General features: G+C 63.3%; 8 protein-coding genes. 6 read left to right on the top strand and 2 right to left on the bottom strand.

What is annotated here, in order from left to right:
- Positions 1–224: 224 nt before the first annotated feature.
- The gene (locus DPV74_RS03495; RefSeq protein WP_091921830.1) at positions 225–926 is read right to left on the bottom strand and encodes an energy transducer TonB; all 702 of its coding nucleotides are present in this window, start codon (positions 924–926) and stop codon (positions 225–227) included.
- Positions 927–2,049: 1,123 nt separating this feature from the next.
- Here DPV74_RS03495 and DPV74_RS03490 point away from each other — a divergent pair.
- From DPV74_RS03490 to DPV74_RS03470, 5 genes are all read left to right on the top strand, one after another.
- Complete coding sequence (locus DPV74_RS03490; protein WP_091921828.1) at positions 2,050–4,857, top strand: TonB-dependent receptor domain-containing protein; 2,808 nt, start codon at positions 2,050–2,052, stop codon at positions 4,855–4,857.
- Positions 4,858–5,182: 325 nt separating this feature from the next.
- Entirely contained in the window at positions 5,183–5,695 is a 513-nt protein-coding gene (locus DPV74_RS03485; RefSeq protein ID WP_091921635.1) for a heme-binding protein, read from the top strand.
- A 444-nt stretch (positions 5,696–6,139) separates the two neighbouring features.
- A complete protein-coding gene (locus DPV74_RS03480; protein WP_226151360.1) occupies positions 6,140–6,766 on the top strand; it encodes a sorbitol dehydrogenase family protein in 627 nt (208 codons plus the stop codon).
- A gap of 5 nt (positions 6,767–6,771) precedes the next feature.
- On the top strand, positions 6,772–8,424 hold the full coding sequence (locus DPV74_RS03475) for a GMC family oxidoreductase (RefSeq protein ID WP_060085601.1): 1,653 nt from the start codon (positions 6,772–6,774) through the stop codon (positions 8,422–8,424).
- A gap of 4 nt (positions 8,425–8,428) precedes the next feature.
- Positions 8,429–9,934: a cytochrome c gene (locus tag DPV74_RS03470; RefSeq protein ID WP_091921631.1), complete on the top strand. Its 1,506-nt coding sequence runs from the start codon at positions 8,429–8,431 to the stop codon at positions 9,932–9,934.
- 603 nt (positions 9,935–10,537) lie between these two features.
- Here DPV74_RS03470 and DPV74_RS03465 read toward each other — a convergent pair.
- Positions 10,538–11,926: a PLP-dependent aminotransferase family protein gene (locus DPV74_RS03465; protein WP_091921629.1), complete on the bottom strand. Its 1,389-nt coding sequence runs from the start codon at positions 11,924–11,926 to the stop codon at positions 10,538–10,540.
- A gap of 229 nt (positions 11,927–12,155) precedes the next feature.
- On the opposite strand from DPV74_RS03465, the gene glyA reads away from it, so the two are divergent.
- On the top strand, positions 12,156–13,403 hold the full coding sequence (gene glyA, locus DPV74_RS03460) for a serine hydroxymethyltransferase (RefSeq protein ID WP_059688566.1): 1,248 nt from the start codon (positions 12,156–12,158) through the stop codon (positions 13,401–13,403).
- The last annotated feature ends 6 nt before the right edge of the window (positions 13,404–13,409 follow it).

Genomic DNA, 13,409 nt, shown 5'->3' with positions numbered 1-13,409 from the left:
GTCCGCCGCCGCCTGCGGCGCGGACGCCGTCGCGGCCACGGCCACCGGCGCGCTCGCCTCGGCAAACGCCGGCTGCGGCGCAACCAGCGCCTCGAGCGCGACGGAGGATATCAACATGCAGGCCGCGAGTGCAGCCAGTGAACGCTTTGCCATACCTACTCCACTTATTTCGTTTAACTGATCGATTGAAATTCCCGTCCTGCCGCCCCAGGGCCCTGCACGGGTCAGTTCAGGTTGAACGAGAACGGAACCTGGACGCGCACCGGCTGCCCCTGCGCCATGCACTTGAATCGCTTGACCGTGTTGTAGGCAGCGCGATCCAGGACTGGATCGGCCGACTGCGACACCCGTACGTTGGTGACGTTGCCGTCCGCATCGACGACGAATTCGATCGTGACGTCGCCCGTGATGTTGTTTTCCTGCGCTTCCTTCGGATACTGCATCGATGCGCGCATCTGGTCGGAATTCGGGCAGACCACGCCGACTTCATGGCTGACCGGCTTCGCCGCCGGCGCCGGCGGCGCGACGACGGGTGCCTGCACGGCCGGCGCGGACGGCACGGGCGCGGCCTGATGCGTGATCGCTGCCTGCGGAGGCGCCTGCACCGGCACCTCCGCCGGCGGCACGAATGGCGGCGGCGGCAACGTCGCCTTCGGCGGCGGCAGCTTGACCACCGGCAAAGGCGGCGGGGGCGGCGGCTTCACCGGTTCGATGATGCGGGTTTCGATCGGACGCTGGATAACCTGCACGACCTTGGTCGCGAGGCCGTTGAGGAGCGCGTAGACCAGCAACACATGCAGCAGCAGAACGGCCGCGATACCGCCGAAGCGGCGCACCGGGTTCTGCTGTTTCCCGCCGAACTGCCGCTGGCGTCCGGGCCTCGCCGGTCCGCCTCCGGACGCGAGCACGCCATCCTCGATCTTGATACCCACCTTCAGTCCCCCAACGCGAATGTCGCCAATGCACGATGCCCCACGGCCCGGATAGCGGCAGTGTCTGATTCGAAACCCGGAAAGCCCGATTTACTTATTTTCGAAAATACGATTCCTGCCCGTCGATCGCTCGATACGGGGAAAATACCTGCTCATCGAAATTGATTAGATTCCGGAGAATTAAACGGATGTCCGTCCGCTCGAGCAGAGACCGACGGAGTGCTACCCAGACGCAATCATGCGAATGGAAGGCAAAGATATTCGATAAGGAATTAATCCATCAAAAGACGCCACCCGTTGATTACAGAAGATATCAAGAAAAAATTTTGACCGTCAAACTTTTTTTGATGGAAAGACAAAAGTTTGATCACATCAAACTTTTCGAATTGACGACGACGAATGCGCGAGTTTAATTGCATCAAACATTCCCCATTTCAGTGCGCACGATAATCTGAACAAGTTTAATCACATCAAACTTCCACATGAATTTGTTCGTCGGAAGCGATGCTTCCCGACGCAGAAGTCGACTCGAACGGGATCGGCATCCGGCGCCGTGCATCATCGCCGAACTGCCGGGGCACACATCATCCGCTGCCCCCAACACCGCGCACGTCGTACATTCCGGCGGATTGCAGGCCATTGATCGAGGCAAGCTCGGCCAATACGAGCGTGGTCGCGCCGGTTCCATGCACGACGATCGACCGTTGCGGCACGCAGCCCCGACGGAGTGAACCCGCGGCGAACGAACAGCCGCAACCTCGCACACCGCCTTAATCCGGATGTCTTCCCTCATTTTCAAAAAACAAATCCAATTCCAGCGTGATTTCAATTTACCTCACCCTATCCATATCAATACAAGCATCGATCATTTGCCCGACCAAAAATCGATCGATAAAGTCTCTCGCCACGTGCGCCGACCATTAATCTCGAATTCGGCACCCGATGGAAAAATTGAGCCACCCGTCACATTTCGGATTACACCCGTGATTCCGAGTGCTCGATCCGAATACAGGAATTGCGCGAACGACAGGGGGTTGCGAGTCGACATGCCATCGCAAACGGCATGGATACCCGGCAACTGCTAACCATTGAACTTGCTCGTCAACACAACTTGAAGATGCAAAACACGTCGCTCCATATCAAGAGCGTGGGCGCAATCGCGCTCTGCCTGTCCGGCCTCGCGACACCCTGGATGCCCGTCGCGGCACAGGAAGCCGCGTCGGGAGCCGCCACCGCCGCCGCGCCGCCGAATGCGGCCAGCCCCTCCGCGCCGGCCCGTGGCGAGGCTGCCACGCAAAAACCGGCCACCGCATCGCTGAAGGCGTTTGTCGTGACGGGATCGCGCATTCCGCGCTCCGAGAAGGAAGGGGCGACGCCCGTCACTGTCATTACCGGTCAGGAGCTCGAATCGAAAGGGTACCGAAACGTCTTCGACGCGCTCCAGTCGCAAACCCAGAATACCGGCTTCACGCAAGGCGCCGACTACGGCAACACGTTCACGCCGGCCGCGAATGCACTCAGCCTGCGCGGCCTCGGCCCGAACCACACGCTCGTGCTCGTCGACGGCCGGCGCGTGGCGGACTACCCGATCGCATACGACGGCAACGTCAACTTCGTGAACCTGGCCAACATTCCGTCGGCGATGATCGACCGCATCGAAATCCTGAACGGCGCGGCCTCCGCCGTGTACGGCTCGGACGCGATTGCTGGCGTCGTCAACATCATCATGAAGAAGCACATCGACGGCATCGAGGTCAACGTCAAGGGCGGCCGCACCTGGGACGGCGGCGGCGGCAACGGGCGGCTGCAGGTGTCGGGCGGCAAGGAATTCGGCGCGCTGAGCACGGTGTTCGGTCTCGAGATCAGCAAGACCAACCCGATCTGGTCGGGGCAGCGCGACTTCATGGCGTCGTCGACGCTCGAAGGCGAACCGCCGACCAAGACCTGGGCGCGCCAGAACCTCGACACGGGCCGCTACGTCGGCGCCGCCGGCGCGTGCGGCCCGCTCGCCGGCATCGGCGCATTCGGCGGCACCTCGACCGTCGGCACCCGCAATGGCGCGTACTGCGGCAGCGGCGGCGCGCAGCCCTCGTACTGGACGACACAAACGAACAATGTCAGCGAGAACCTGTACGGCGGCGTCGAATACCGGCTGAGCGATCTCGTCACGCTGTTCGGCTCCGTGTCGACCGCCTGGAACCAGACCGAGAACAACACGCGCGGCCCGAGCTGGACGTCGGCCGCGGCGACGACCGGCTATTTCTTCAACCAGGAAACCGGCGCGAACGAGGCGTGGACCAAGCGCATCTCGCCCCAGGAGATCGGCGGCGCATCGGTATGGAACAAGCACTGGAACGACGTCGCGGGCAACCTGATCACCGGCCTGCGCGGCAAAGTGCCCGACAGCAGCTGGAACTACGAGCTCACGTACAGCGCGTCCGGCTATCAGAGCCGCGCGACCGTGCCGCGCCTGCTGTCGAACGTCGACAGCTATTACCTCGGCCCGCAGCTCGGTACCGCCGCCGACGGTGCGCCGATCTACGCACCCAACGCCGCACGCTTCGCGACCCCGCTCACACCGAACCAGTTCGCGTCGATGTACGGTGAATCGACCAGCAGGAACAACACGTGGACGCAGACCTTCAGCCTCGCCGCCAACGGCAACCTGTTCTCGCTGCCGGCCGGCCCCGTGCGCGCGGCCGGCGTGATCGAATACGGCACGCAAGGCTTCAGCAATTCGATCGACCCTGCCCTGAACCAGGGCGTCTACTACAACGCCGCCGGCGCGACCGGTGCGAGCGGCAACCGCAAGCGCTACGCAGCCGCGGTCGAGCTGCGCGTCCCGATCCTGAGCCAGCTGACCGCGAACGTCGCAACGCGCTATGACGACTACTCGTTCGCGGGCACCCGCAACAACAAGCTGACCTACGACCTGGGGCTCGAATACCGGCCGCTGCGCGAGCTGTTGCTGCGCGGCAATTACGGCACGAGCTTTCGCGCGCCGGACATGAATTACATCTTCATGAGCCAGTCGAAGGGCTATTTCGAATCGACCACCGACTACTTCCGCTGCAACCAGTCGGGGAAATCGCTCGCCTCATGCGAATACGCGAACGTGTCGCCGGGCTCGAACTTCATTCAGAAGGGCAATGCGAACCTGAAGCCGGAAAACGGGAAATCATGGGGCGCCGGCTTCGTGCTCGCGCCCACGCCGGACATCGACCTGTCGGCCGACTACTACAACATTCGCATCGACAATCTGGTGACGACCATCGATCCGGACAACCTGCTGAGAACCGAGGCCGCGTGCCGAGCGGGGCAACTGAGCGCCAGCTCGCCCAACTGCGTGGACGCGCTGAGCCGCGTGATCCGCAACCCGCTGACGGCCGTGCTCGACCCCGGCGCGATCAACACGATCCTCGTGAACCCGATCAACGCCGCGATGGAAAAGACGACGGGCTTCGACCTCGGCGGCAAATGGCGCTTTCGCCTCGGCCGTGCCGGCACCTTCCTGCTGAGCGCCAACTTCACCAAGGTCCTGAGCCACAAATACCAGCAGTACACGAACGGCCCGGTACAGGATCTCCTGCATTCGCTCGCCAACCCGACCGGCAACCCCGAATGGCCGGACAAGCTCATGCTGAGCCTGACCTGGTCGATCCCGAAGTGGACGTCGACGGTGCAGCTCGAGCGCTACGGCAAGGTACCGAACGCCGCCCAGACCGCGTATCTGACGCCGACCACACTCGCGAACCTGAGCATCTCGCACCAGTTCTCGCGGGATACGTCACTGACCTTCGTGATGAACAACGTGTTCAATACGATCAAGCACGACGATTCCTCCGGCTGGCCGTACTACACCGTGGGCTACTACATGCCGTACGGCCGCACGCTGTGGCTCGAGTTCAGCCATCACTTCAGTTGATCCGGACGACACATGCCCGCCGCGGTATCGCTGGCCGGACCGGCCAGCGTTCTGCTACCCGCATGTGCGCGCAATGCCCCTGCCGGAGATGATCGATCTCGGGGCGGACCTGTCCGCGCAGGTTCGTCTGCTGGCCGCCGGAACCCTCGTGGCGACACGCACCACCCCGCTTCACTGCACGCTAACCCAGGATGCAATATATTTTCCCCGCGATCGCGACATGCCCCGGCAATCGAGCCGGGAAATGCATCGTCGCGGAATCGCATCCTGTTCTTTCTCATTCACCGGCACCTGAAGTAATCAGGGGCATCCGTATCGGCACTCCATGTTTTCGAATAAATTCCCGATTCTCATCGCAGCCAGCGCAATATTCGCGGCCCATGCATCAGCACAAACCACCGCGTCCGCGCCCATCCCCGAACAACTGCCATACGACATCCCTTACGGCCCGCCCATCACGCTGACGCAGGCGCGTACCGCCATGGCCGCCGCCGAAACGGAGGCGCGACGCCGAAACTGGAAATACGCGATTGCCGTGGTCGACAGCGGCGGGAACCTGGTTTCGTGCGACAAAATGGACGGGACGCAACTCGCATCGGTTGAAATCGCGGAGGCCAAGGCGCGCGCGTCGGCTCGATTCCGCAGACAGACCCGGGATCTGCAAAACGCCATCAACAACGGCGCGACCGCCAATCTCAGCATCCCGGGGATTCTCGCGGGCGAAGGCGGCATCCCGATCGTGATCGACGGGCACCTGATCGGCGCGATCGGGGCCAGCGGTGGCGCGGGTGTGCAGGATAGTGTCATCGCGACAGCCGGTGCCGCGGCAATCAAGTAAGTCGCACTCCCTCGCGCCTGTCGCAAAACCGTATCGTCGACGACGATCGCGCTGCCGTCGCACTGCTCACTTCGGCAATAAAGCAGCCGAATCCCGACGTTTTAATTACATTACGCTTTCGTATTTATTCGAAGTCGGTCGCAGCGGGCCGATACCGTGTTGAAAATACGCGATTCGACCGATATCGATACACTCCGCCGTTGAGATGAAATTTGAACGAGACACTGGACGCACGAATGGAACCGGTTCCATAATCTCGTGCCCGAATGCTGTCTCGCGTGAAGAGATAAAAATCTCCGCATGCGGCGCGTGCAATCCCTCGTCCGGCCGGCAATGGTCGTTTGCCGATGCGCTCGGACAGGTAACGCAGCGCCGCGGGGGACGTATTCGGGTCGTTTCGGCCCGGTGCGGCTCCCGACGCGGAATATTCGGAAGAAAGAAAACATGCGAGCAACGACTCGCGAAAAAGACGAAAACGACATGGCCCCACACAAAAATGAATCGCGCATTTATGCGCGCGCCGGCATGACCCGTAGAGCGGTGCTGAAAATGATGGCGGCGGCGCTGACGCAAGTCGGATTGCTCACCGCCGCACCCGGACATGCATTCGCGCAGCAGCCGTCGCTCGACACCCGGACCTTTCTCGCGCTGTCGAAAGCGCTCACCGGCCACGCGAATCTCGACCCGACGACGGCTGCTCGCCTCGTCGACGCATTCCGTCGCACGGACCCCGGCTTTGCCACGCGTGCAGCCGCGCTGGCGCAACGCGTCCGCGCCGGCCAGACACCCGCGCAACTGCTGGCCGATGCCGACGGCGCAGGCCTGCACGACACGGCGCTCGCGATCGTCGCCGCGTGGTACACGGGCACCGTCGGCCACGGCCAGAAGGCCGTGATGGTCGCCTATGCCGATGCGCTGATGTACGACACCGTCCACGACGGCATGAGCGCACCGACCTATTGTTCGAACGGCCCGCTATGGTGGACCGCCGAACCGCCACCGGCCGATGTCGCGCCGCCCCGCAAAACGGTTGCGTCAGCAACTACCCAGCACCCGCAAACGCACGCCTGAACCTCATGAGAACTCCTGTATTTGAATCGAACGGCGACGTATCGGCCGATGTCGTGATCGTGGGGTCCGGCGTGGTTGGCGGCCTGATCGCCGACCAGTTGGTCAGCCAGGGGCATTCGGTGCTGGTCATCGAATCCGGCCTGCGCATCGAGCGTGGTCAGGCGGTCGAGAACTGGCGCAACATGCCCTTCGACAATCGCGTGGGCTCCGACTTCCAGGGCCTCTACCCGCAGGCGCCGAATGCGCCCGCCCCGCTGTATTTTCCGAAGAACAACTACGTCGGACTGAGCGGGCGGGATGGCCAGAGTTTCCAGCAGGGCTATCTGCGCACCGTCGGCGGCACGACGTGGCACTGGGCCGCGTCGAGCTGGCGGCACCTGCCGGTCGATTTCCGGATGAAGTCGACTTACGGTGTCGGCCGCGACTGGCCGATCTCCTATGACGACCTCGAGCCGTACTATTGCCGCGCGGAAGAGGAAATGGGCGTCGCCGGGCCGAGCGATCCGGCGATGCAGTCGCCGGCGCAGCGCAGCCGCCCGTATCCGATGGACATGGTGCCGTGGGGCCATGGCGACCGGCGCTTCGCCGAAATCGTCAATGCACATGGCTACCGGTCGATCCCGATTCCGCAGGCGCGCAGCACGCGGCCTTGGCATGGCCGTCCGGTCTGCTGCGGCAACAACAATTGCCAGCCGATCTGCCCGATCGGCGCGATGTACAGCGGTATCCACCACATCGAGCGCGCGGAGCGCAAGGGTGCGAAAGTGCTCGCCGAATCGGTCGTCTACAAGATCGACACCGATGCGAACAATCGCGTGACGGCCGTGCACTGGTACGACGCGTCGCACAAGTCGCACAAGGCCAGCGGCAAGATGTTCGTGCTCGCGTGCAACGGCATCGAGACGCCGCGCCTGCTGTTGCTGGCCGCGAACGAACGCAATCCGCACGGCATCGCGAACGGCTCGGACCAGGTCGGGCGCAACATGATGGATCACTCGGGCTTCCACTGCACGTTCCTCGCGAACGAGCCGATGTGGCTCGGCCGTGGCCCCGCGCAGAGCAGCTGTATCGTCGGCCCGCGCGACGGCGATTTCCGCGGGCAGTATTCGGCGAACAAGATGATCCTGAACAACATCTCGCGCGTCGGGCCGGCCACGCAGCAGGCGCTGAAGCTCGGCCTGGTCGGCAAGGCGCTCGACGAGGAAATCCGGCGCCGCGCGATCTACGGCGTCGACCTGTCGATCAGCCTCGAACCGCTGCCGGACCCGAACAACCGCCTGACGCTCAGCAAGACACGCTTCGATCCGCTCGGCCTCGCGTGCCCCGACATCCACTACGACGTCGGCGACTATGTGCGGCGTGGCTACGACGCGGCATGCAAGCAGCTCACGCATATCGGCAGCCTGTTCGACGCGGTCGAGTTCAACATCACGAAGACGCTGAACGCGAACAATCACATCATGGGCGGCACCATCATGGGCTCCGATCCGAAGAATTCGGTCGTCGACGGCGACTGCCGCACGCACGATCACGCGAACCTGTGGTTGCCGGGCGGCGGCGCGATGCCGTCGGCGTCCGTCGTCAATACGACGCTGTCGATGGCGGCCCTCGGCCTGAAGGCTGCGGATTCGATTTCCGCGAGCCTCGCGAAGGGTTGATTCGATGACACACACGATCCAACGACAACTTCGCACGCTGCGCGGCGCCGGCTACCGCGCGGCCATCGCACTCGCGCTGTTCGGCAGCGTCGGCAGCACGCCCGCGTTCGCGCAGGAAACAGCGACCGGCGCGGCGTCGACGTCGGCCGACGCCGCGCTGATCGAAAAAGGCCATCAACTCGCGATCGCGGCGGACTGCATGGCGTGCCATACGGCGCTCGACGGCGGCAAGCCGTTCGCGGGCGGATACGGTATCGCGTCGCCGATGGGGCAGATCTATTCGAGCAACATCACGCCGTCGAAAACGGCCGGCATCGGCAACTACACCGAGGTGCAGTTCGCACGCGCGCTGCGCGGAGGCGTACGCGCGGACGGCGCGCGCCTGTATCCGGCCATGCCGTATACGTCGTACAGCGGCCTCAGCGACAACGACGTGCACGCGCTCTACAGCTACTTCATGCACGCCGTGAAGCCGGTCGACGAGCCCGCACCCACGACGAACCTGCCGTTCCCGTTCGGCATGCGCGTTGCGATGACGGGCTGGAACATGCTGTTCCTATCGGACAAGCGTTTCGAAGCCGATCCGGCACACGACGCACAGTGGAATCGCGGCGCGTACCTGACCAATGTGCTCGCGCACTGCAGTGCGTGCCATACGCCGCGCAATGCGCTGATGGCCGAAGACTTCAGCCGCAACCTGGGCGGTGCACAGCTCGGCGCGTGGTATGCGCCGAACATCACGTCGGATCCGGTGAGCGGCATCGGCGCATGGACCGACGACGAGCTGGTGTCGTACCTGAAGACCGGCCGCGCACCCGGCAAGAACCAGGCGGCCGGACCGATGGCGGAGGCCGTGCAGAACAGCCTGCAGTATCTGTCGGACGCGGACCTGAAATCGATCGTCACGTATCTGCGCAGCACGAAGCCGATCCGCGACGAGCACGAGTCCGAACCGGCATTCGCGCACGGCCGCGCGGTCAGCAGCGAAGCGACGTTGCGCGGCACGACCGCGTTGAATGCGAACGGTACGCTGACGACGGGTGAAGCGCTGTTCAGCGGTTACTGCGCGAGCTGTCACCAGGCCAACGGCAAGGGCAGCCCGAGTCAGGCCTATCCGTCGCTGTCGAACAATACCGCCACGGGCTCGCGCAATCCGTCGAACCTGATTGCGGCGATCCTGTACGGTGTCGATCGCGACGCGGGCGGCCAGCACGTGCTGATGCCGTCGTTCGGTGAGGATTCCTACGTCCAGCCGTTGAAGGACGATCAGGTCGCCGCGATCGCGAACTACGTGCTCGCGCAGTACGGCAACGCGAACGTGACCGTGACGCCCGACGACGTGGCCGTCGCGCGCAACGGCGGCCCGGTTCCGCTGCTCGTGCGGGCCCGGCCGCTGATGCTCGCGGCGCCGGTGGTTGTCGTGCTGCTCGGTGTCTTCGCATTCGTGCTTCGCCGACGGCGGGCACGTCGTACGGTACGCTCGGCGATGACGTCCGGTGAGGTCGGATGATTGAGGATGTCAGGCATGCCGTTGCCGGACTCGCGGTCTTCTGACTTTCGGAAGAGACGTTGGTCGTTCAGCCAACGGACATGGATGCAGGCGAGGCGCTCGCGCGAAGTACGGCGCTCGCGTTCTCGCCGCCATCCGATACATGCAGGCAGTATCTGCCGATGCACGATGCGCCACGCGTGTGGATTCAGGTTGTGGACCGCGGTGATTGCTGGCCGGAACCACGTCGACTCACATGCCATCGCCGCAAGACGTGCATGCATATCGGTCGTTGCCGCGCAGATCCCTAAAAGGAGGGGGTCGACGGGTTTATTTTGATCCCACTCCCGCAGGATTCTCCATGAAGTGCGCGTCCGCATTGAATCCGCCGCCGATACCGGATGCACACCGTCTGCCGGTCAACGCAGCCGCAGCCGCCACCGATAACCTGCGGGACCGTCTCGATCCCCATCGAGCACTCACTTCCCTTCGCTGAACGCACGCGAGACGTTCAGCAAATCCGCGCCCTTGACCGCCAAGGCGCGCCCCACCCAGATACGGCGCTGGCCATCTGCCTGCAAGGACCACCGACCGGTTCTTCCATGCATGAGAAACGAATCGGCGTTACAGCCAGACCGAGTCCGGCGTGTTCATCAGCCCGGCCAGCTTGGTGAGCACGAAACGCATATGGTCCTGCGTCGATGCCATCACAGCGACGCGAATCCACTGACGCCCCTGTTCATCGCGGTTGACCGCAAAGGTGTCGCCGCCGGAAATCATCAACTGATGGCTTCGCGCAAGCACGGCAAAGTGCTCTCCGCTCGACCAGCGCGACGGCAATTTGAGCCAGATGTGGAACGAGGTCGGCTGGGCCTTGTACTCAAATTGCCCGAGCAATTCGCGCACCATGATTTGCCGCGCGCGCGCTTCCTGACACTGGTTGTGGGCCATTTCCGCGGCTTGCCCGCTCGTGATCAGATGCGTCGCGATCTGTGCCGCAAGGGGTGACACCATCCAGACGCTCGTTCGCACGCTTGCGGTCATGCGCGCCAGCCACTCCGGCGGGCAATGCATGTAGCCGAGGCGTATGGTCGACGCAACGGACTTCGACAGGCTCGTCAAATAGATCGTGCGCTCGGGGGCGAAGGTAGCGAGTGGGGGAACCGGCGTGGGCGCCAGAAAACCGTACAGGTCGTCGTCGAGCAGGAGAAAATCAAAATCGCGCGCGATCTGTGCGATCTCGCGTCGCCGGTTTTCCGGCATCACCGCCGTGGTCGGGTTCTGGCAGGTAGCGATGCAGATCACCAGAGCGGGACGTTCCTCGCGGCAGATCTCGCGCAGGCTTTCCGGCTCCATGCCCTCCTGATCCTGACGTACGCCGCGAATGCGGCGGCCCAGACTCAGCACGACCGAGGCCACGCCCGGGTAACAAAGCGACTCGCAGCACACGAGGTCGCCGGGTTTCGTGAGCGCATTGACCGCCACCCAGAGCCCGTGTTGAGCACCGGCCGTGAGGAGAACCTGTTCGGTTCGGGCGGGAAAACCGGAGTGCTGCATCCACATTGCCCCCGCCTGTCGGTGCAGGGGATGACCGCCATCGGGCGTGTAATCGAGCATGTCCGGCAACGAACTCGATTGCGCAAGTTCTCCGAGCGCCGCGCGGATATACGGCTCCTGAAGCAGAAGGTTGGGTTTGACGATCGACAGATCGATGATTCCGCCGGAGGAATCCTGGACGGGCGGCACCGACTGGACACGGCTCGCAGCGGGCGTTTCGCGACGTAGCACGAAGGTCCCGCGCCCGACTTCGCCCTCGACGAGGCCCCGCCGTTGCGCGAGTTCGTACGCACGATTGACGGTGCCAGGCGTCACGCCGATCTGCGCGGCGAGTTCCTTCAGCGTCGGCAACCGGGCGCCCGCGGTCAGGCGGCCCGCGTGGATGTCGCTCTCGAGCGCCGCTGCAATCCTTTCATAGATCGCCCCGGCATATTCCTTCAGGTCCGGTGCCCACATGGGGACGACTCTCCTTGAATCGGTGCAATGAATGTAAGGTAGCAGTGTAATCGAATCATCATTCGTTGTCGAATCAACGGATCCAGTGCCTTGTTCCTCGGGCGCTCCCCACCCGCGCACCGGATATCGCATCGAAATGGTTGACTGATTGAGTCGACTTAATCGAGTGACTTTCAGATGCAATTAAATCGATGTATATTAAGTCGATCGATTCGACAAAGAGGATAGGATGTTCGACACGGAAAAGGATGCCCTGCAGCACGTCGATCCCGCGATCTGGGACGTGATTTGCCGGGAGAATCAAAGGCAGGAAGACCACATTGAACTCATTGCATCGGAGAATTACACCTCTCCTGCGGTGCTAACAGCTGTGGGTTCGCAACTCACCAACAAGTACGCCGAGGGCTATCCCGGCAAGCGCTACTACGGTGGCTGCGAAGTCATCGATGAAGCGGAGCGGCTCGCCATCGACCGTCTGAAGGCCCTGTTCGGCGCAGAGGCAGCCAATGTGCAGCCGCATTCGGGCTCCCAGGCCAATCAGGCCGTCTTCTTCGCGGCGCTTGAGCCCGGCGACACGATTCTGGGCATGAGTCTGGCCGAAGGCGGTCACCTCACGCACGGCATGCCGCTGAACATCAGCGGCAAGTGGTTCAAGGTGGCCAGCTACGGGTTGAACGAAGCGGGCGAGATCGACTACGACGCGATGGAACGTCAGGCGCGCGAGATCAAACCGCGTCTGATCATCGCGGGCGCGTCCGCCTACTCTTTGCGCATCGACTTCGAGCGCTTCGGACGCGTGGCACGCGAGGTCGGCGCGCTGTTCATGGTCGACATGGCTCACTATTCCGGCCTGATCGCGGGCGGCGTGTACCCGAATCCGGTGCCACATGCCGACTTCGTCACGACCACCACGCACAAAGGGCTGCGCGGGCCGCGCGGCGGCGTCATCCTGATGAAGGAAGAACACGAGAAGCGCATCAACTCGGCGATCTTCCCCGGCATTCAGGGCGGCCCGCTTGTTCACGTGATCGCGGCGAAAGCCGTCGCGTTCAAATTGGCCGCCACCGATGAATTCAAGGCGTATCAGCGCCGTGTGCTGGAAAACGCGCAGGCCATGGCGGAGGTGTTTCAGTCGCGTGGGCTGAGCATCGTTTCCGGGCGCACCGAAAGCCACATGATGCTGATCGATCTTCGCTCGCTCGAGCTGTCGGGCCGCGATGCCGAGCAGGCGCTGGGCGAAGTCTGCATCACCTGCAACAAGAATGCGGTGCCCAACGACCCGCGCAAGCCGGCCGTGACGAGCGGTATCCGCGTCGGCACGCCGGCCATCACGACGCGGGGCTTTGGCCTCGACGAATCGCGGCTGGTCGCCACTCTGGTCGCGGACATCGTGCTTGCGCCCCATGACGCCGACGTGCGCGCGAGCACGCTGGAACAGGTCCGTGCGCTGTGCAAGCGCTTCCCCGTCTACAACTGAGGTCAT

Origin of the sequence: Burkholderia sp. HAN2018, assembly GCF_024704855.1 — a bacterium.
Taxonomy (GTDB): Bacteria; Pseudomonadota; Gammaproteobacteria; order Burkholderiales; family Burkholderiaceae; genus Burkholderia; species Burkholderia cepacia.
Note: the sequence above shows the minus strand (reverse complement) of the source record. Positions and strands in the feature narration are given on the sequence as shown.